Annotated in this window: 22 protein-coding genes; 11 read left to right on the plus strand and 11 right to left on the minus strand. The window is 61.4% G+C overall.

What is annotated here, in order from left to right; genetic code table 11:
* Positions 1-24 precede the first annotated feature (24 nt).
* Complete coding sequence (gene rpoS / locus FS767_RS10750; RefSeq protein WP_023534146.1) at positions 25-1,032, plus strand: RNA polymerase sigma factor RpoS; 1,008 nt, start codon at positions 25-27, stop codon at positions 1,030-1,032.
* A 654-nt stretch (positions 1,033-1,686) separates the two neighbouring features.
* Here the strand turns inward: rpoS and fdxA are convergent.
* Both fdxA and mutS read right to left on the minus strand, forming a co-directional pair.
* Positions 1,687-2,010, minus strand: coding sequence for a ferredoxin FdxA (fdxA, locus tag FS767_RS10755; protein WP_023534129.1), 324 nt, complete (start codon positions 2,008-2,010; stop codon positions 1,687-1,689).
* A gap of 139 nt (positions 2,011-2,149) precedes the next feature.
* Complete coding sequence (mutS, locus tag FS767_RS10760) at positions 2,150-4,723, minus strand: DNA mismatch repair protein MutS (protein ID WP_144965311.1); 2,574 nt, start codon at positions 4,721-4,723, stop codon at positions 2,150-2,152.
* Between the two features lie 198 nt (positions 4,724-4,921).
* Between mutS and FS767_RS10765 the strand changes: the two genes are divergently transcribed.
* The 3 genes from FS767_RS10765 (at position 4,922) to recX (ending at position 7,062) form a co-directional block, all read left to right on the plus strand.
* Positions 4,922-5,404: a CinA family protein gene (locus FS767_RS10765; RefSeq protein WP_144965313.1), complete on the plus strand. Its 483-nt coding sequence runs from the start codon at positions 4,922-4,924 to the stop codon at positions 5,402-5,404.
* Positions 5,405-5,506: 102 nt separating this feature from the next.
* A complete protein-coding gene (gene recA / locus FS767_RS10770) occupies positions 5,507-6,574 on the plus strand; it encodes a recombinase RecA (RefSeq protein ID WP_023534161.1) in 1,068 nt (355 codons plus the stop codon).
* A gap of 20 nt (positions 6,575-6,594) precedes the next feature.
* Entirely contained in the window at positions 6,595-7,062 is a 468-nt protein-coding gene (gene recX / locus FS767_RS10775; RefSeq protein ID WP_144965315.1) for a recombination regulator RecX, read from the plus strand.
* A gap of 15 nt (positions 7,063-7,077) precedes the next feature.
* Here the strand turns inward: recX and FS767_RS10780 are convergent, their stop codons facing one another.
* On the minus strand, positions 7,078-8,187 hold the full coding sequence (locus FS767_RS10780) for a TIGR00730 family Rossman fold protein (RefSeq protein WP_144965317.1): 1,110 nt from the start codon (positions 8,185-8,187) through the stop codon (positions 7,078-7,080).
* A 120-nt stretch (positions 8,188-8,307) separates the two neighbouring features.
* Complete coding sequence (locus FS767_RS10785) at positions 8,308-8,727, minus strand: quorum-sensing-regulated virulence factor family protein (RefSeq protein WP_144965319.1); 420 nt, start codon at positions 8,725-8,727, stop codon at positions 8,308-8,310.
* A 210-nt stretch (positions 8,728-8,937) separates the two neighbouring features.
* Between FS767_RS10785 and FS767_RS10790 the strand changes: the two genes are divergently transcribed.
* The 3 genes from FS767_RS10790 (at position 8,938) to FS767_RS10800 (ending at position 10,916) form a co-directional block, all read left to right on the plus strand.
* Entirely contained in the window at positions 8,938-9,648 is a 711-nt protein-coding gene (locus FS767_RS10790) for a tRNA-uridine aminocarboxypropyltransferase (protein WP_144965321.1), read from the plus strand.
* 175 nt (positions 9,649-9,823) lie between these two features.
* A complete protein-coding gene (gene erdR / locus FS767_RS10795) occupies positions 9,824-10,474 on the plus strand; it encodes a response regulator transcription factor ErdR (protein WP_058605331.1) in 651 nt (216 codons plus the stop codon).
* Between the two features lie 73 nt (positions 10,475-10,547).
* Entirely contained in the window at positions 10,548-10,916 is a 369-nt protein-coding gene (locus FS767_RS10800; RefSeq protein ID WP_144965323.1) for a diacylglycerol kinase, read from the plus strand.
* Positions 10,917-10,948: 32 nt separating this feature from the next.
* Here FS767_RS10800 and FS767_RS10805 read toward each other — a convergent pair whose 3' ends face one another.
* Positions 10,949-11,875 (minus strand): LysR family transcriptional regulator, encoded by a 927-nt coding sequence (locus tag FS767_RS10805; protein WP_058605333.1) that lies wholly within the window; start codon positions 11,873-11,875, stop codon positions 10,949-10,951.
* Between the two features lie 121 nt (positions 11,876-11,996).
* Here FS767_RS10805 and fpr point away from each other — a divergent pair, with 121 nt between their 5' ends.
* The gene (gene fpr / locus FS767_RS10810) at positions 11,997-12,776 is read left to right on the plus strand and encodes a ferredoxin-NADP reductase (RefSeq protein ID WP_028635022.1); all 780 of its coding nucleotides are present in this window, start codon (positions 11,997-11,999) and stop codon (positions 12,774-12,776) included.
* An 80-nt stretch (positions 12,777-12,856) separates the two neighbouring features.
* On the opposite strand, the gene FS767_RS10815 is transcribed toward fpr, so the two are convergent.
* Positions 12,857-13,363 carry a SprT family zinc-dependent metalloprotease gene (locus tag FS767_RS10815; RefSeq protein ID WP_256674258.1) on the minus strand — a complete coding sequence of 169 codons (507 nt, stop codon included), beginning with the start codon at positions 13,361-13,363 and terminating at the stop codon, positions 12,857-12,859.
* Positions 13,364-13,531: 168 nt separating this feature from the next.
* Between FS767_RS10815 and ttcA the strand changes: the two genes are divergently transcribed.
* Positions 13,532-14,356, plus strand: a complete 825-nt coding sequence (gene ttcA / locus FS767_RS10820) for a tRNA 2-thiocytidine(32) synthetase TtcA (protein ID WP_144965327.1) — start codon at positions 13,532-13,534, stop codon at positions 14,354-14,356.
* Between the two features lie 3 nt (positions 14,357-14,359).
* Entirely contained in the window at positions 14,360-15,031 is a 672-nt protein-coding gene (locus tag FS767_RS10825) for a DNA-3-methyladenine glycosylase I (protein WP_058605335.1), read from the plus strand.
* A 27-nt stretch (positions 15,032-15,058) separates the two neighbouring features.
* Here FS767_RS10825 and FS767_RS10830 read toward each other — a convergent pair whose 3' ends face one another.
* The 3 genes from FS767_RS10830 to arsC are packed head-to-tail and all read right to left on the minus strand — an operon-like array spanning position 15,059 to position 16,420.
* On the minus strand, positions 15,059-15,472 hold the full coding sequence (locus FS767_RS10830; protein ID WP_058639501.1) for a DUF2069 domain-containing protein: 414 nt from the start codon (positions 15,470-15,472) through the stop codon (positions 15,059-15,061).
* Positions 15,465-16,070, minus strand: a complete 606-nt coding sequence (gene wrbA, locus FS767_RS10835) for an NAD(P)H:quinone oxidoreductase (protein ID WP_058639500.1) — start codon at positions 16,068-16,070, stop codon at positions 15,465-15,467. Before wrbA ends, FS767_RS10830 begins: the two co-directional genes overlap by 8 nt.
* On the minus strand, positions 16,067-16,420 hold the full coding sequence (gene arsC / locus FS767_RS10840) for an arsenate reductase (glutaredoxin) (protein ID WP_058639499.1): 354 nt from the start codon (positions 16,418-16,420) through the stop codon (positions 16,067-16,069). The genes wrbA and arsC overlap by 4 nt, the downstream gene beginning before the upstream one ends.
* A gap of 85 nt (positions 16,421-16,505) precedes the next feature.
* Between arsC and FS767_RS10845 the strand changes: the two genes are divergently transcribed.
* On the plus strand, positions 16,506-16,970 hold the full coding sequence (locus FS767_RS10845; RefSeq protein WP_058639498.1) for a TlpA disulfide reductase family protein: 465 nt from the start codon (positions 16,506-16,508) through the stop codon (positions 16,968-16,970).
* Positions 16,971-17,040: 70 nt separating this feature from the next.
* Here FS767_RS10845 and FS767_RS10850 read toward each other — a convergent pair whose 3' ends face one another.
* Together FS767_RS10850 and FS767_RS10855 are read right to left on the minus strand one after the other, a co-directional pair.
* Positions 17,041-17,445 (minus strand): META domain-containing protein, encoded by a 405-nt coding sequence (locus FS767_RS10850; protein ID WP_144965329.1) that lies wholly within the window; start codon positions 17,443-17,445, stop codon positions 17,041-17,043.
* Positions 17,442-17,879: a hypothetical protein gene (locus FS767_RS10855; RefSeq protein WP_078478972.1), complete on the minus strand. Its 438-nt coding sequence runs from the start codon at positions 17,877-17,879 to the stop codon at positions 17,442-17,444. The genes FS767_RS10850 and FS767_RS10855 overlap by 4 nt, the downstream gene beginning before the upstream one ends.
* Positions 17,880-17,883 lie beyond the last annotated feature (4 nt).

Raw genomic sequence — 17,883 nt, forward strand, 5'->3', positions numbered from 1 at the left:
CGAACTCAGCAAAGGACTATAACAATGGCTCTCAGCAAAGAAGCGCCGGAGTTTGACATCGACGATGACGTCCTCCTCATGGAGACGGGCATCGTTTTGGAAACGGATGTGGTGTCAGACGAACCTGCTGTACCTTCGGTTCGGACCAGGGCCAAATCAGGCTCTTCGCTTAAACAACACAAGTACATCGACTACAGCCGGGCGCTTGATGCGACTCAGTTGTACCTCAATGAAATCGGCTTTTCGCCCTTGCTTTCGCCGGAAGAAGAAGTGCACTTTGCGCGCTTGTCGCAAAAGGGCGACCCCGCTGGCCGCAAGCGCATGATCGAAAGCAACCTGCGCCTGGTGGTGAAAATCGCGCGCCGCTACGTGAACCGAGGGTTGTCGTTGCTCGATCTGATCGAGGAAGGCAACCTGGGGCTGATTCGCGCGGTGGAGAAGTTCGACCCTGAGCGGGGCTTTCGTTTCTCGACCTACGCCACCTGGTGGATTCGGCAGACCATCGAGCGGGCGATCATGAACCAGACCCGCACCATTCGCCTGCCCATCCATGTGGTCAAGGAACTCAACGTTTACTTGCGCGCGGCGCGCGAGCTGACCCAGAAGCTGGACCACGAGCCTTCGCCCGAAGAGATCGCCGCCTTGCTTGAAAAGCCGGTTGCGGAGGTCAAGCGCATGCTGGGTCTCAACGAGCGGGTTTCCTCCGTGGACGTGTCCCTGGGCCCTGACTCGGACAAGACGCTGCTCGACACCCTGACGGATGATCGACCCACAGACCCGTTCGAGCTGCTGCAGGACGATGACCTGTCGCAGAGCATCGATCAGTGGTTGGGTGAACTCACCGACAAGCAACGTGAAGTGGTCGTGCGCCGATTCGGCTTGCGTGGGCACGAAAGCAGTACGTTGGAGGACGTCGGTCTGGAGATAGGCCTGACCCGCGAGCGGGTGCGGCAGATACAGGTCGAGGGGCTCAAGCGGCTGCGTGAGATTCTGGAAAAAAACGGCCTATCCAGCGAGTCGCTTTTTCGTTAGTCCCGGGTTTTGCACTGCGTTCAGAAACGCCCCAATAAAAAGGGGCGTTTTTGCGTCTGGGGTTTGAAGAATCATGCTATCGACGAGCTTTGCGCGGTCAGAGGCGTTCGTATCGGTTTGCAGTTTCACAGGCGCATTCAGCACTGTGCTCACAGCGGCAGTTCGACCTGTAAGCATTTGCTTACTCGTTACGTAAGCTTTTGAAGGGTGTAGCAGTAAACCAATGTCGTTTTCAAAAGCAATAGCTTCTTAACTCATTGAAAATATTGAAGTATTTAGATGTGTGAAAGTTTGTAGGCCGCAACATTTTGTGAGGAGGACTCGTTGCACATCCCGCTCAGGTCGCTAGTATTCGAACTGTGCACAGGGACACGCACAGGCACTCAGGAAGAGAGCCAAGGACATCGCAAGAAGCGATTTCATCAGGACGATGTACAGGACAAGCAGGGACTATGGAAAAAATGTGGGCGGGTCGAACCGCCCCTTTTTTTGCCTTTTTTTTGGGTTCTGAGGCTTTTGATCCAAGCGCATACTGCACAGCGCTTGGGAACGGCTGTATCAGAAGCCAGCGTGGCGGCGGTCACATCTGCATCACTGGTCTTTCGCGCTACAGCAAAAAGGCCCTTGCGGGCCTTTTCGTTTGTTCACGCGACGTTAGCGCTGCAAGTCGGCAATCTTGCCTGGCTTGCCGTCCCACTCCTCAGCATCAGGAAGTGCATCCTTGCGCTCGGTGATGTTGGGCCAGATCTCAGCCAGTTCGGCGTTCAACTCGATGAAGTTTTCCATGCCCGATGGCACTTCGTCTTCCGAGAAAATGGCTTGTGCCGGGCACTCTGGTTCGCACAGTGCACAGTCGATGCACTCATCCGGGTGGATGACCAGGAAGTTCGGGCCTTCGTAGAAGCAGTCCACCGGACAGACTTCCACGCAGTCGGTGTATTTGCATTTGATGCAGTTGTCGGTGACGACGAAGGTCATTTCTAGTTCTCTCCTCAGGCGACGGCGGCGGCCCTTCCTCTCGGGCCGCGCGGTTTGCGGGTTTTGGCTGCAGGCCAGGCTAATAACCGTGCAGTACCAGCAAACCGCGGCGGATTCTACCAGCTTGTCATGGCTGCCGTTATAACAGGTTCTTTAGTTGATATAGCATTTCGATAGCTTGGCGCGGTGTCATGTCATCGAGCTGCAGCTTGCCCAGCTTCTCGATCGCCGGGTGGGGCAGGCTGGCGAACAAGTCGCTCTGGTGCGGCACTTGCGGTGCATCCTGCGCTTTCGGGACCTGGGTCGAGTCGTGTGGCAGGCTGGTGGTTTCCAGGCGCGACAGGTGCTCCCGAGCGCGCTGGATGACCACCGCCGGTACACCTGCCAGCTGCGCGACCGCCAGGCCATAGCTCTGGCTCGCAGGCCCTGGCAGCACGTGGTGCAGGAATACGATGCGGTCGTTGTGCTCCGTTGCATTGAGGTGCACGTTGGCCACCAGCGGCTCGCTGTCGGGCAACACGGTCAGTTCGAAGTAGTGGGTAGCGAACAAGGTGTAGGCCCGCAGGCGCGCCAGGCGTTCGGCTGCTGCCCAGGCCAACGACAGGCCATCGAAGGTGCTGGTGCCGCGGCCTACTTCGTCCATCAGCACCAGGCTGCGGTCGGTTGCGTTGTGCAGGATATTGGCGGTTTCGCTCATTTCCACCATGAAGGTGGAGCGCCCCCCTGCCAGGTCGTCGCTGGAGCCAATGCGGGTGAAGATGCGGTCGACCACCGACAGCTCGCAGCGCGCTGCTGGCACGAAGCTACCAATATGTGCCATTAGCACGATCAGTGCGGTCTGGCGCATGTACGTGGACTTACCACCCATGTTCGGCCCGGTGATGATCAGCATCCGGGTGCTGTCGTCCAGGCCCAGGTCGTTGGCCACGAACGGCGTGGTGAGCACCTGCTCGACCACAGGGTGACGCCCCTGCTCGATGCGCAGGCACGGTTCGTCGACGAAGCGTGGGCAGTTCAGGTCCAGGTTCAGGGCCCGCTCTGCCAGGTTGCTGAGTACGTCCAGTTCAGCCAGGGCGGCGGCACTGTCCTGCAGTGGCGCCAAGTGGCTGATCAGGGTCTCGAGCAGCGCGTCGTAGAGCATCTTTTCCCGGGCCAGGGCGCGGCTCTTGGCCGACAGCGCCTTGTCCTCGAACGCCTTGAGTTCCGGGGTGATGAAGCGCTCGGCGCCCTTGAGGGTCTGCCGACGGATATAGTCGACCGGTGCCTGTTCGGCCTGCTTGGAAGGCAGCTCGATGAAATAGCCATGCACACGGTTGTAGCCGACCTTGAGGTTGGCAAGGCCGGTGCGTGCCTTCTCACTCGCCTCGAGGTCGATCAGGAACTGGCCGGCGTTCTCGCTGATCGCCAGCAGCTCGTCGAGCTCGTTGTCATAGCCGGCCTTGAGCACGCCACCGTCACGGATTACGGCTGGCGGGTTGTCGACCACCGCACGCTCCAGCAGGCTGGCCAGCTCCGGGTAGGTGCCGGTGATCGCGGCCAGGCGTGCCAGGTGCGGCGCCTCAAGCTCGGTCATGGCATTCTGCAGCTCGGGCAAGGCACCCAGTGCGTCACGCAGGCGCGCCAGGTCGCGTGGGCGGGCATTGCGCAGGCCGATACGGGCCAGGATGCGCTCGATGTCGCCGATTTCCTTGAGCTGGGGCTGCAGTTTTTCGAACCGGTAGCTGTCGAGCAGGCAGCGGATCGAATCTTGGCGGGCCTGTATGACCTTGAGGTCGCGCAGCGGGCGGTTCAGCCAGCGGCTCAACAGGCGGCTGGCCATGGCGGTCTGGCAACGATCGACGACTGATTGCAGGGTATTGTCGCGCCCGCCTGCCAGGTTGACGTCCAGCTCCAGGTTGCGGCGGCTGGCGCCGTCGAGAATGACCGTGTCGTCCAGGCGCTCGTGACGCAGGCTGCGCAGGTGCGGCAACGCCGTGCGCTGGGTTTCCTTGGCATAGGCCAGCAGGCAGCCGGCGGCGCCGATGGCCAGGGTCAGCTTGTCACAGCCAAAGCCCTTGAGGTCCTTGGTGGCAAATTGCTGGCAGAGCGCCTTGCGCGCCGAGTCGCGGTCAAAGTCCCAAGGCGCTCGGCGACGCGCGCCGGGGCGTTTCTCGGCAGGCAGGTCCCGTGGCCAGTCATCGGGGATGAGCAGCTCGACCGGGTTGAGGCGGTCCAGTTCGGCCAGCAGGGTTTCCCAGCCTTTGATCTCCTGCACGCCAAAGTGACCGCTAGTGATGTCAAGCACGGCCAGGCCAAACAGACGCTCGTCGCCCAGCAGCGCTGCGATCAGGTTGTCGCGGCGTTCATCGAGCAATGCCTCGTCGCTGACGGTCCCTGGCGTGATGATGCGCACCACTTGGCGCTCGACTGGCCCCTTGCTGGTGGCCGGGTCGCCGATCTGCTCGCAGATGACCACCGATTCGCCCAGCTTGACCAGCTTGGCCAGGTAACCCTCGAGTGAGTGAAACGGCACCCCGCACATGGGGATGGACTGGCCGGCGGACTGACCGCGCGCGGTCAGGGTGATGTCCAGCAGGCTGGCGGCCTTTTTCGCATCTTCATAGAAGATCTCGTAGAAGTCGCCCATGCGATAGAACATCAGCTGGTCAGGATGCTGGTTTTTCAGCTTCCAGTACTGCTGCATCATTGGAGTATGTGCGGAGAGATCGGACATGGTCGGCCTACAGCGGGTGATCTGGTTGGCGAGGGTAAACCGGCAATGGTACAGGCTTTTTCGGTGCGGTGCAGGCGCCGAACGCCGCGCATGTCTACCCTGGGCGCTGCGGCAGGAGCTTGGAAAACCTGAACGTTTGCCCGGCCAGCGTCTCTATTGGGGTGATAGGGTAGTGGTCAGTCTTCAAGGAGCTTTCGCATGGACCCGATTACCACACTCGCCACTCGCCTGGGTGACCACCTGCAGCGCCTGGGGGCACAGGTGAGCACTGCCGAATCCTGTACCGGCGGCGGCATTGCCGAGGCCATTACCCGGATCGCCGGCAGCTCGGCCTGGTTCGAAGCCGGCTACGTGACTTATTCCAACCGGCAGAAGACGCGTCAGCTCGGAGTGCCCGAGACGCTGTTCAAGCACGTGGGCGCGGTAAGCCAGGAGGTGGTCGAGGCCATGGTCGCGGGCGCGCAGCAGGCCAGCGGCGCCCGCTTCGCCGTGGCGGTCAGCGGGGTGGCCGGCCCTGGTGGCGGTTCGGCTGACAAGCCCGTGGGTACCGTATGGCTGGCTTGGGGCGATGGGCAGCGGGTCGTCAGCGTGCGTCGTCAGTTCGAAGGCGACCGCGAGGGCGTGCGGCACCAAACCGTCGTCGCCGCCTTAGAAGGCTTGTTACAGCTTGGCACCGGTTAAATCGAAATCGGGGGTTTGCTCGGACGCTCGCCTGTGGAATAATACTGGCTACTTATACAGTTATCCGGCCATCAGGGCCAAGTCGAACACGTGAGGATTTCAATGGACGACAACAAGAAGCGCGCCTTGGCTGCGGCCCTGGGTCAAATCGAACGTCAATTCGGTAAGGGCGCCGTCATGCGCATGGGCGACCATGAGCGCCAGGCCATCCCTTCCATTTCCACCGGCTCCCTGGGGCTGGACATCGCGCTGGGTATTGGCGGTCTGCCCAAAGGCCGTATCGTCGAAATCTACGGCCCGGAATCGTCAGGTAAAACAACGCTCACGCTCTCGGTCATCGCCGAAGCCCAGAAAAGTGGCGCCACCTGTGCGTTCGTCGATGCCGAGCACGCCCTTGACCCCGAGTACGCCGGGAAGCTGGGCGTCAACGTAGACGACCTGCTGGTTTCGCAGCCCGACACGGGTGAGCAGGCGTTGGAAATCACCGACATGCTGGTACGGTCCAACGCCGTCGACGTTATCATTGTCGACTCCGTGGCTGCGCTGGTACCCAAGGCTGAAATCGAAGGCGAAATGGGTGACATGCATGTGGGCCTGCAGGCTCGCCTGATGTCCCAGGCATTGCGCAAGATCACCGGTAACATCAAGAACGCCAACTGCCTGGTCATCTTCATCAACCAGATCCGTATGAAGATCGGCGTGATGTTCGGTAGCCCAGAAACCACCACTGGCGGTAACGCACTGAAGTTCTATGCGTCGGTTCGCCTGGATATCCGTCGTACTGGTGCAGTCAAGGAAGGCGACGAGGTGGTGGGTAGCGAAACCCGCGTCAAGATCGTCAAGAACAAGGTGGCGCCACCGTTCCGTCAAGCAGAATTCCAGATTCTGTACGGCAAAGGTATCTACCGTAACGGTGAGATCATCGACTTGGGCGTCTCTCAGGGCCTGGTCGAGAAGTCGGGTGCCTGGTACAGCTACCAAGGCAACAAGATTGGTCAGGGCAAGGCGAATGCTGCCAAGTACCTGCACGAGAATCCCGCTATCGGTAGCGAGATTGAGAAGCAGATCCGCGACAAGCTGCTCAATGCCGGTGCCGTAGCCGCTGCTGCCAAGGCTGCGGCCGCACAGGCCGATGCGGGTGACGTGGCCGAAGCCGAAGCTGGCTATTGATCACGCGATCTTAGCTGAACATGCCTGCCGTACTCGACACCCCCGTCGCCATTCGGCGGGCAGCCATGGACCTGCTTGCGCGACGTGAGCATGGTCGCGTGGAATTGACCCGCAAGTTACTTCAGCGTGGGGCTTTGCAGACGCTGATCGAGTCTGAGCTTGATCGGCTGAGCGAAGAAGGTCTGCTGAGTGAAGCTCGCTATCTCGAAAGCTTCATTCGTTATCGATCCAATTCTGGTTATGGCCCTGCCCGAATCCGTGAGGAGCTCGGGCAGCGCGGCTTGGCGCGTGGTGATATCGATGCGGCGCTTCGCGAGAGTCATATCGACTGGGGCGAGCGCCTGTATGAGGTATGGCAGCGCAAGTATGCCGGGCAACGCCCTGAGGATCCCAAGGCGCGTGCGCAGCAAATGCGCTTTCTCGCTTATCGTGGTTTCCCCATGGACATGATTGGAAAGCTGCTCAGCGGGCGAGGCTGGGACGATTGAACCCACTGCCTGCGCCTAAGAGAGATCCGGCGAGTGCTGTTCATGGCAGGCTGATGGCGCAACAGCCCAATGTTGCGGCAGATTGATGAAGTCCACCAGCTCTCGCAGTCGGCCTTGATCGCGGCCGGTAAAAGCGAAGCACAGGCGTGTCAGATGCCCAAAATCCCCGGTTTCGTTTTCGACGTTGCTATCAGGCGTTTGCTCGAAGCTGCCGCTTAGGCAGAGATCGGCAAACCGCTCGCCAATCGCCTGTAACGCTTCGGGCGTGAGTGGCCGGTGCATGCGCAGGACGAACTGGCGTTTCAGCCAGCGGCTGGAGTGGTAGTTTTGGTAGAACCGATTGATTTCCTCAACGGCTTCCTCGGCACTGTGCACCAGACGCAGCAGCTTAAGGTCGCCTGGCAGGATGTAGCGATTGTCTTGCAGCTGGTGGCGAATGAACGCCAGGCAGTCCTGCCAGAAGGTACCCTGCGGTGAGTCCAGCAGTACCACCGGTACCAGGGGGCTCTTACCCGTCTGGATAAGCGTCAGCACTTCCAGTGCTTCATCGAGCGTACCGAACCCTCCAGGGCACAACACCAGCGCGTCCGCTTCCTTGACGAAGAACAGCTTGCGAATGAAGAAGAAGTGAAACGACAGCAGCTTGTCGGTGCCTTCTATGGTTGGGTTGGCATGTTGTTCGAAGGGCAGGGTGATGTTGAAGCCAAGGCTGTTGTCGGCGCCGGAGCCTTCATGGGCGGCGGCCATGATACCGCCGCCGCCACCGGTGATGACCATCAGGTCCGAGCGGGCCAGCGCAGCACCCAGCTCACGGGCCAGGGCATACATGGGGTGCTCCAGCGGCGTACGCGCCGAGCCGAACACAGTGACCTTACGGCGGTGCTTGTGGCGACGCAGTGCGCGAAAGGACTGGTCGAGTTCGCGCAGCGCTTGCAGGGTGATCTTGGTGCTCCAGCGGTCGGCGTCGTCGTGGGCCATGCGCAGGATCGTCAGCATCATGTCGCGATAGAGGGGCAGGTTGGGGCTATCGGGGGCTACGCGTTCGAGTTGGGCGTCGATGTAGCTCAGGTCGATGTCATGATCTCGGAAGTGGCTGGAAAGCAGTTCATTCGATTGATAGGGCATGCAACTTCTCCTTCTGCTCCTTATCAATCTAGCCCTATAGCACGGGTCACGCCCAGCCCGTATGAGGATGTCGGGCGCATGGAGGCGCGCCCGGACGGGGCTTGAGCGGTATTCGAAGCTTTACTTCTTCTTGTTACCGGCAACGCAGCTAGCGCTGTCGAAGGCCTGATCCATCAACGGCTGATTGGTCTTGTAGACCGTGAAGCGGTACACCATCACTGCGCCTTTGGACATCAGGTTGCGGAACCCGGTGTTGCGGCAAACGCTGTCGCCCAATTGGCTGCGCACCTGCTCAGGGTTGGCCTGCATGCGCGCAGCATGGTCAGCGCGTACGCTGAGGTGGTTGATCAGGGCCTTGCCTTCGACCGTATAGCCTTGGTCGAGAATGTCTTCGTTGATGGCGCGGGGTGTACCAACGCTGCTTTCCTTGGCAACCTTCTGCAGCATCGTGTTCAGGTCATAGTCCTGCTTGGAAGCCGCCTGGGCTGCAAGTGGCAGTGCGAGCAACAAGCTCAGGGCGGGGGCGGTAAGGCGCAGCATGGATCTCTCCTGGTTCGGTGACTGGCGCTTGGACAGGCGTAGGCAGACGGCGTTCCATCATCGCTGCCGCCCGCGTGGCGCTTGAAATCGCGAGTATAGGGGCGCTCCGGTCGTCTGCACAGCAAATGGCCGGCATTCTGGTAAACTGCCAGCCGTTTTCAATCGAGCCACTGCAGTGACTGCCACCTCTTTTCTGCAATGCGTGCCGGCATGAGCCATGCCGTCGCGCGGCTGCGCGCCGAACGCCTGGCGCGTAGCAACAAACCCTTCATCGCACGCGGCTCCCGGGCCGAGCGTTGCCCAGGTTGCCGGGTCATTGCCACGCATTGCCTGTGTGACTGGAAACCCAGCGTCAGTGCCGAGTCGGGCATCTGCCTTTTGATGCACGATACCGAGCCGTTGAAGCCAACCAATACCGGCTGGCTCATCGCTGACCTGATCGAAGACACATCCGCCTTTGGCTGGCTGCGCACTTCGGTGGACGAGGGCTTGTTGGCGTTGCTCGATGACCCGCAATGGCAGCCGTACATCGTGTTCCCGGGTGAATTCGTGGCGCCGGAGCGCGTCGTGACGGACGTGATGCGCTCGCCTGGCAAGCGGCCACTGTTCATCCTGCTCGACGCCACCTGGACCGAAGCGCGCAAGATGTTTCGCAAAAGCCCCTACCTGGAGCGTTTTCCGGTGCTGAGCCTGCAGCCCGAGCAGATGTCACGCTACCGCCTGCGCCGCTCGCGGCGCGATGACCATTTCTGTACGGCGGAAGTGGCCGCCATGTGCCTGGACCTGGCCGGGGACCACCTCGCCTCACAGGCGCTGGACGCCTACCTGGACGTCTTCAGCTTGCACTACCTCAGTGGCAAACGCCGCCTGCCCCTGGATGAACAGGATGCTGTTCACCAGCGCCTGCATACCTTCCTATAGTCCAAGGGGCAGCCTACCGGCTTTGGTTCATAATGACCGGGATGCCGCCAAGGCGGATTGAGCGACTGGCAGGCTGGCTTGACCTTTGCCGTCGCCGCTCGGCATCCTTGGCGCCGATTCCCGCCAGTGCGCCCGTGCCGACGGGCCCCTGGTACAGAACAGGATCCTTAGATCGATGGCCACATATGAAATCCTGATTGCCGATGACCACCCGCTGTTTCGCGGTGCACTGCGCCAGGCCGTCACCCTGGGCATGGGCCCGGACGTGCGTCTGGTGGAAGTGGCAAGTATTGCAGAGCTGGAGAACCGCCTGAGCGAAAAGGCAGACTGGGACCTGGTGCTGCTCGACCTGAACATGCCTGGTGCCTACGGTTTTTCCGGCTTGGTCCTGCTGCGCGGGCAGTACCCGCAGATACCGGTGGTGATGGTCTCGGCGCAGGAGGAGGCTGCGGTCGTGGTCAAGTCCCGCGAGTTCGGCGCCAGCGGGTTCATTCCCAAGTCGAGCACCCTCGAAGTGATTCAGGATGCGGTGCGCAAAGTGCTCGATGGCGAAGTGTGGTGGCCACCACAGGCGTTTGAGAAGGTCGATGTGCCTGCTGAAGCGAGGGCTGCCAGCGAAGGGCTCGCCAGCCTGACGCCGCAGCAGTTCCGGGTACTGACGATGGTCTGCGAGGGCTTGCTGAACAAGCAGATCGCCTACGAGCTAAGTGTGTCCGAAGCCACAATCAAGGCCCATGTGACGGCCATTTTCCGCAAGCTGGGCGTGCGCACGCGCACCCAGGCCGCTTTGTTGCTGCAACAACTTGAATCGGTTGCCAGCACCTGATTACCCAGGCCTTCACGCTTTTTTGACCCTTGCCAGCCTAGTCTGCCGGCCCTTTCGTAGCTAAGCGAACCCCATGACGCCATCTCCTTTCAAGGGCCAGACTGGTCTGAAACGAATCCTCAACGCCGCGGGCTATTCCCTGGACGGGCTGCGCGCCGCCTTCAAGGGCGAGGCTGCATTCCGCCAGCTGGTACTGCTCAACATCGTGCTGGTGCCTATTGCCTTCTGGTTGCCGGTAAGCCGTGCGGAGCGGGCGATCATGATCGCGGTGTGCCTGCTTGGGCTGATTGTAGAGCTGTTCAATTCGGCGGTGGAGGCGGCGATCGATCGCATTTCCCTCGAACGCCACCCTTTGTCCAAGAACGCCAAGGACATGGGCAGCGCTGCTCAGTTGGTGTCGTTGTGCATGGTCGCGATCGTGTGGGGCGTGATCCTTCTGTAAGGCCACAACGCGGGGCGCTGCGCCTGCACGGCTCAGGCTATAGGCGGCAGCACGATCTCGTCGCTGCGCGTGACGCCAGCGGTGAAGTGGCGACAGAGTTCCAGAAACTCGCGCATCGCCGAGGTCTGGTATTTCTGCTTGTGCCAGATGAAGTAGAACTGGCGCATCAAGTCCAGCTCGGGTGTTTCCACTGCCACCAGGCTGCCACGGCGAAAGGCATCGCGCAGGGCCAGGCGTGAGATGCATCCGATGCCCAGGCCCGATTCCACGGCGCGCTTGATGGCCTCGGTGTGCTCCAGTTCCAGGCGGATGTCCAGCTGTGCGCGGTGGTGGCGCATGGCCTGGTCGAACGTCAGGCGCGTGCCCGAGCCTTGCTCGCGCAGGATCCACGCCTCACGGGCCAGCGTGGCGATGTCGGCGCGGCCTTGCCTGGCCAATGGATGTTGAGGGGCACAGAACACCACCAGTTCATCTGCCACCCAAGGCTGCACCTCAAGGTCCGGATGATTGCAATCACCTTCGATCAGACCCAGGTCAATTTCGTGGTGTGCCACCTGTTGCACGATATGCACAGTATTTTGTACGTGCAGCTTCACCTGGCTTTCGGGGTGCCGCTGCATGAAGCTGCCGATCAAAAGGGTTGCCAGGTAGTTGCCAATGGTGAGCGTGGCGCCCACCACGAGGGAGCCGAACCCTGATTTGCCGTTGAGCAGGTCCTCGATTTCCTTGGCCTGGTCCAAGAGTGCCACGGCTTGTGGCAGCAACTGATGACCTAGGGCGTTGAGGCTCAGGCGCTTGCCCGCCCGGTCGAACAACTGGCAGCTGCTCTGGCGTTCAAGCTCGGTGATGGAGGTGCTGGCAGCCGATTGCGACAGCGCAAGCACGCTTGCAGCGCGTGAAACGCTCTGGTGCTGGGCGACGGCCACGAAGACCTGAAGTTGACGTAGTGTGAATCGCATATCGATATAACCGATAACACATATCTTGATAATCCAGTTAACAGATATTGTCGCTGCCCCTAAACTATCGCGCAACTCTGCGCCTTGTGCGCGCTGCGACTTTCTTCAGGAGCCCCATTAGATGAGCAACATGAACCACGAACGTGTCCTCAGTGTGCACCACTGGAACGACACGCTGTTCAGCTTCAAGTGCACCCGTGATCCGGGGCTGCGCTTCGAGAACGGTCAGTTCGTGATGATCGGCCTGCAGCAGGACTCCGGCCGTCCGCTCATGCGCGCCTACTCCATCGCTTCGCCGAACTGGGAAGAACACCTGGAGTTCTTCAGCATCAAGGTGCCCGACGGCCCGCTGACCTCGCAGCTGCAGCACCTGAAGGAAGGCGATGAGATCATCATCAGCAAGAAGCCTACCGGTACGCTGGTGCTCGACGACCTCAACCCCGGCAAGCACTTGTACCTGCTCAGCACCGGTACTGGCCTGGCGCCGTTCATGAGTGTGATCCAGGACCCGGAAACCTACGAGCGTTTCGAGAAGGTGATCCTGGTCCACGGCGTGCGCTATGTGAACGAAGTGGCTTACCGCGAGTTCATCACCGAGCACCTGCCGCAGAACGAATTCTTCGGCGAAGCCGTACGCGAAAAGCTGATCTATTACCCGACCGTCACCCGCGAGCCTTTCGAGAACCAGGGCCGCCTGACCGACCTGATGCGCAGCGGCAAGTTGTTCAGCGACATCGGCCTGCCGCCGATCAACCCGCAGGATGACCGCGCGATGATCTGCGGCAGCCCGAGCATGCTCGATGAGACCAGCGAAGTGCTGGACAGCTTCGGCCTGAAAATCTCCCCACGCATGCGCGAGCCGGGCGATTACCTGATCGAGCGGGCGTTCGTCGAGAAATAAAAACGCGCCCAGCATGACCAGACGATCCGTTGACCCCACGTCAACGGATCGTTTTTTTTGCCTGTTTCGTGACTAAGCCGCTATTCGACCCGCGTCTGGCCGCTGTAGACCAGCAGTTGCCTGCAACGTTTGCACAGGTACCGCCGGCCTTGGCCCACCAGTGCGTGGCGCTGCGCCGTGAACGCAAACTCACTTTGCGGGCAGGGGCAGCGGTAGAGGTAGCGAGTCACCGCGCGGCGCTTGACGGCGTAGTTGTGGCAGCGCGCCGGCGGCAGTTCGTAGACGCCGCGCATGATCAGCTGCCACTCCTGGCCGTGGGCCTGGATACCGTCACCAAAGACCTGGTGAGCGACAAGGTGGGCGACCTCGTGCGCTACGGTCTGGCGCAGGAAGTCTTCGTGGTTCTCGCGGTATAGCTGCAGGTTGAAACGCAGCTTGTTTTCGTGCAGGTGGGCCACCCCGGCTTTTTGCCCGCGCAGCTTGAAACTGACTTGCGGGCGGGGGAAGGCGCGATCAAAAAAGCGCTCGGCCTGCTGATAGCAGATTTCGACGCGTTGGATGAGCAGTTCGGGCATGGGGCAATGAATCCTCTGGCGGCCATTATGCCGCAGCGGCAGTGCACTCACCCAGCCATTGGTCACACGGTGGGTTATTTGAGCGTGATCGCCCTGAAGTCTTTGTCGGAATGCCTACAGCCCTGCTGCAATTGTGCGTAAAATAGCCGGCTTTTGTCACACCTCGCGGATTCAAGCGCTATGGGCACCCTTTCGGTCAACCAGAACAAATTGCAAAAACGCCTGCGTCGTCTCGCTGGCGAAGCCATCACCGACTACAACATGATCGAGGATGGTGACAAGGTCATGGTCTGCCTGTCCGGCGGCAAGGACAGCTACACCATGCTCGATGTTCTGTTGCATCTGCAGAAGGTGGCGCCGATCTCGTTCCAGATCGTGGCGGTGAACATGGACCAGAAGCAGCCAGGCTTTCCGGAGCACGTGCTGCCGGCCTACCTCAAGGAACTGGGCGTCGAGTACCACATCGTCGAAAAGGACACCTACTCGGTGGTCAAGGAGCTGATCCCGGAAGGCAAGACCACCTGCTCGCTCTGCTCGCGCCTGCGCCGCGGCACCTTGTATACCTTCGCTGATGAAATCGGTGCCACCAAGATGGCCCTGGGTCATCACCGTGACGACATCGTCGAAACATTCTTCCTCAACATGTTCTTCAACGGCGCCCTCAAAGGCATGCCGCCAAAATTGCGCGCCGACGACGGCCGTAACGTGGTGATCCGTCCGCTGGCCTACTGCAGCGAGAAGGATATCCAGGCGTACTCGGACATGAAGGCGTTCCCGATCATCCCCTGCAACCTGTGCGGCTCGCAGGAGAACCTGCAGCGTCAGGTGGTCAAGGACATGCTGGTCGAATGGGAGCGCAAGCACCCAGGCCGGACCGAAAGCATCTTCCGCGCTTTGCAGAATGTCGCACCGTCGCAGCTGGCCGACCGCAACCTCTTCGATTTCACCAGCCTGACGATCGATGAAAACGCCACCCCGCGCTTTTTTGACGTGGTGAACATCTGACCCATGCGTGACTATCAGTGGCTGCACGAGTTCTGCCTGAACCGCTTCGGCTCTGCCCGCGCCCTGGAGGCGGCCCTGCCGCAACCTCGTAGCCCGGAGCAGCTACGGGCGACCAGCGCTGATCGCTACTTGTCGACCCTTGCCCTGCGCGTATTTCGCGCCGGGCTCAAGCACAGCCTGGTGGACGCCAAGTGGCCGGCGTTCGAGCAGGTGTTCTTCGGCTTCGACCCGGAAAAGGTCGTGCTGATGAGTGCCGAGCACCTTGAGCGGCTGATGCAGGACACCCGCATCATCCGGCACCTGGGCAAGCTCAAGAGCGTGCCACGCAACGCCCAGATGGTGCTGGATATCGAAAAGCAGTGGGGCAGCTTCGGGAACTTCATCGCCGATTGGCCAGTAACCGATATCGTGGGTTTATGGAAATACCTGACCAAGCACGGTAATCAGTTGGGCGGTTTGTCCGCGCCGCGTTTCCTGCGCATGGTCGGCAAGGACACCTTCGTGCCGACCGACGATATGGCGGCAGCGCTGATCGCTCAAAAGGTCATCGACAAGAAGCCCACCAGCCAGCGCGACCTGGCCCTGGTGCAGGACGCCTTCAACCAGTGGCACGAACAAAGCGGCCGACCGTTGTGCCAGCTGTCGGTGATGCTGGCCCATACCGTCAATCACTGAGCCGGCGGGGGCCGGCCCGCCCCCCCATCAGTTGCCTTCGCCGGCCAGGCGCCTTTGGTACTGGAACTTCCAGCGCACATACAGCAGCGCGGCCGTGAACAGCCCCAGGCTGACCAACAGCTCAAGCCAGCCAAACAGAGCCCGAGCAGGATCGAACGCCGCCACCACCCCCTTGATGAAGTAGATGTTGACCACGAAACAGGCCCAGGCATGCGCGCGGGCGCTGGCGCTGACCATGCCTGGCAGCACCAGCAGCAGTGGCAGCAGTTCGATGGCCAGGATCACGCTCACCCGCGCGCCATGCAGATTGGCGAACCACAGGTTGTTCACCACCAGCAGCGCGATCAAGCCCAGCACGAACGCCAAGCTCAGCGCCCGGGTCACCCGTACCCGAGGTGCTAGCCATGCCTGCGCAGGCAGCGGTTTTCGCGCCTTAGCCACGCGTGGTCTCCAAGGCTTTGGCCGTGGTAGCCAGCCGCTGCCCCAGGGCGCGGCACAAAGCGATTTCGTGCTCATCGAGGTCGCGCTTGCCATCGGCGCCGGCGTGGTGGCTCGCCCCGTAGGGTGTGCCGCCGCCACGGGTCTCGATCAGCGCTGACTCGCTGTAGGGCAGGCCCAGTACCAGCATGCCGTGGTGCAGCAGGGGCAGCATCATCGACAGCAGGGTGCTCTCCTGACCACCGTGCAGGCTCGCGGTCGAGGTGAACACACCGGCGGGCTTGCCCACCAGCTCGCCGCCCAGCCACAAGGGGCTGGTACCGTCCAGGAAGTACTTGAGCGCAGCGGCCATGTTGCCGAAGCGGGTAGGGCTGCCCAGGGCCAGCCCCGAGCAGTGGCGCAGGTCGTCGAGGGTGGCGTAGGGCGCGCCACTGGCCGGCACGTCGGGCGCGACCGCCTCGCATTCGCTGGACACGGCCGGTACGGTGCGCAGGCGTGCTTCCATGCCGCCCAGTTCGATGCCACGGGCGATGTGCCGGGCCATCTCGCTGGTCGAGCCATGGCGGCTGTAGTAGAGCACCAGGATATAGGGTTCGCTCACGGCAGGATCTCCAGGATATTTTCGGGTGGGCGGCCGATCACGGCCTTGTCGCCGGCTACCAGGATTGGCCGCTCGATCAGCTTGGGATGGGTCGCCATGGCGTCGATCAGCTGGGCGTCGCTGAGTGTCGGATCGGCCAGGTTGAGTTGAGCGTAGTCGTCCTCGCCCGTACGCAACAGTTGACGGGGCGGGATGCCCAGCTTGTCCAGCAGCACCTTGAGCGTGGCGACATCGGGGGGCGTTTCCAGGTAGCGCACCACGGTAGGCGCCAGGCCGCGGGCCTCGAGCAGTTCCAGCGCGCCGCGGGATTTGGAGCAGCGCGGGTTATGATAGAGCGTCAGGTCAGTCATGTGGGGTCGCATCCAGCAAGGTGTGACCGGTATTCTAACCGCAGCGACTGACCCATTTGCTCTAAAACTCGAGAAGGATTGACCCATGGCAAGGCGTCTGGCAGCAGTAATGGCCATCACCGCGAGCCTGTTGCTCGGTGGTTGCGGTGCCGATTATGGCGTGGACCAGCACGGCAACACGGTAAAGGCCGAACAGGTAGACGGGCACTGGCTGGTGCTCAATTACTGGGCGGAGTGGTGCGGGCCGTGCCGTACCGAAATTCCCGAGCTCAATGCGGCTGCCAAGCAATGGGCCGCTGACGGCATCAAGGTGGTGGGGGTGAATTTCGATGGCCTGCAAGGCGCGGACCTCAAGCAGGCGGCCGATACGTTGGGCATCGATTTCACCGTGCTGGCCCAGGACCCTGCCGAGCGTTATGACCTGCCCCGCAGCGAGGCGCTACCGGTGACCTACATCATTGATGACAAGGGCAAGGTACGTGAGCAGTTGCTCGGTGAGCAGACGCTCGAAGGCTTGAAGGCCAAGATCAAGGCCCTGAAACAAGGGTGACGCTGGCACGGCCTGAGCGAACGGGGCGCTGACCTGTCAAGCCAGGCCCCGTGGGCAACAAGCCGCCCGCTCAGCCCTCTTCAGGCCACAGGCGCAGCGGCTTGCCGTCGGTGGGCCACAAGCGCAATTGCTGGTCCGGCGCCAGGTCCCAGCGGGTGACGTTGCCAAGGGCCTGCAGGAAGCGTTTTTCCTGTTCCATCAAAGCCGGTGCACACAGCTTGCGGGTGCTGCCGACGCTACCAAAACTCAAGCGCTCGCCATCGAGGGTGTAGGCCGCGAACCAGTGATTGCAGCCGGCATTGCCGTAGGCGCGCCCGTCGCTGCCCAAGGTCATGCTCAAGTGGCTGTTGTCGATCAGGGGGCGCTCGCCGATCCACTCCAGTACGTAGCTGCGGTCTTGCTGCAGGTCCGAAGGGGCGGTCGCGCAGCCAAGCAGGCCGGTGGCAATCAGTGCGCTGGTAAGCAGGTTTTTCATTGTGCAGGCTCCTGGCAACGGGGGCAGAGGTGCCGGGCGTCCTGGCTTGCCCAGCCCAGTTCGGCGATGCGGGCGCTGGCTGCAGGCTGACGCGCTGCCTTGCCCAGCTTGGCATCGACCGCAAATTCGAAGTCCAGTACCGCATCGCAGCTGTCGCATGCCACTTGCCAGGCCAGGATCTCCAGTTCGTGGAAGACCGGCCCGTTGGCCACGGCAACCCACTGTCCGCGCGGGTTGATCAGGTGGCGGACGCTGTCCACGGTCAGGCGCATGGCCAAGTCCTTGCTGCCCTTGAGGGTGACCAGCAGGGTGTCGCCCTTGTGCATCGAGCCACCGTTGCCTGTGACCTGGTAACGGCCGGGCACCAAGGCCCTGCACTCGATCAGCGTGTGCTGCGGGTTGAAGAGGGTGTAGCGAAAATCGTGTTCGACCATGGGT

Origin of the sequence: Pseudomonas sp. DE0010 (genome assembly GCF_007680745.1) — a bacterium.
GTDB classification, from domain to species: domain Bacteria; phylum Pseudomonadota; class Gammaproteobacteria; order Pseudomonadales; family Pseudomonadaceae; genus Aquipseudomonas; species Aquipseudomonas parafulva_B.

Coding starts and splice junctions, on each gene's coding strand:
- FS767_RS10805 (WP_058605333.1), bottom strand. CDS start 11,875: ATGCGATTCACACTACGTCAACTTCAGGTCTTCGTGGCCGTCGCCCAG.
- recX (WP_144965315.1), top strand. CDS start 6,595: ATGCCTGCCGTACTCGACACCCCCGTCGCCATTCGGCGGGCAGCCATG.
- FS767_RS10790 (WP_144965321.1), top strand. CDS start 8,938: ATGAGCCATGCCGTCGCGCGGCTGCGCGCCGAACGCCTGGCGCGTAGC.
- arsC (WP_058639499.1), bottom strand. CDS start 16,420: ATGACTGACCTGACGCTCTATCATAACCCGCGCTGCTCCAAATCCCGC.
- FS767_RS10785 (WP_144965319.1), bottom strand. CDS start 8,727: ATGCTGCGCCTTACCGCCCCCGCCCTGAGCTTGTTGCTCGCACTGCCA.
- FS767_RS10800 (WP_144965323.1), top strand. CDS start 10,548: ATGACGCCATCTCCTTTCAAGGGCCAGACTGGTCTGAAACGAATCCTC.
- FS767_RS10765 (WP_144965313.1), top strand. CDS start 4,922: ATGGACCCGATTACCACACTCGCCACTCGCCTGGGTGACCACCTGCAG.
- FS767_RS10780 (WP_144965317.1), bottom strand. CDS start 8,187: ATGCCCTATCAATCGAATGAACTGCTTTCCAGCCACTTCCGAGATCAT.
- fpr (WP_028635022.1), top strand. CDS start 11,997: ATGAGCAACATGAACCACGAACGTGTCCTCAGTGTGCACCACTGGAAC.
- FS767_RS10855 (WP_078478972.1), bottom strand. CDS start 17,879: ATGGTCGAACACGATTTTCGCTACACCCTCTTCAACCCGCAGCACACG.
- erdR (WP_058605331.1), top strand. CDS start 9,824: ATGGCCACATATGAAATCCTGATTGCCGATGACCACCCGCTGTTTCGC.
- FS767_RS10825 (WP_058605335.1), top strand. CDS start 14,360: ATGCGTGACTATCAGTGGCTGCACGAGTTCTGCCTGAACCGCTTCGGC.
- recA (WP_023534161.1), top strand. CDS start 5,507: ATGGACGACAACAAGAAGCGCGCCTTGGCTGCGGCCCTGGGTCAAATC.
- rpoS (WP_023534146.1), top strand. CDS start 25: ATGGCTCTCAGCAAAGAAGCGCCGGAGTTTGACATCGACGATGACGTC.
- mutS (WP_144965311.1), bottom strand. CDS start 4,723: ATGTCCGATCTCTCCGCACATACTCCAATGATGCAGCAGTACTGGAAG.
- FS767_RS10850 (WP_144965329.1), bottom strand. CDS start 17,445: ATGAAAAACCTGCTTACCAGCGCACTGATTGCCACCGGCCTGCTTGGC.
- FS767_RS10845 (WP_058639498.1), top strand. CDS start 16,506: ATGGCAAGGCGTCTGGCAGCAGTAATGGCCATCACCGCGAGCCTGTTG.
- fdxA (WP_023534129.1), bottom strand. CDS start 2,010: ATGACCTTCGTCGTCACCGACAACTGCATCAAATGCAAATACACCGAC.
- ttcA (WP_144965327.1), top strand. CDS start 13,532: ATGGGCACCCTTTCGGTCAACCAGAACAAATTGCAAAAACGCCTGCGT.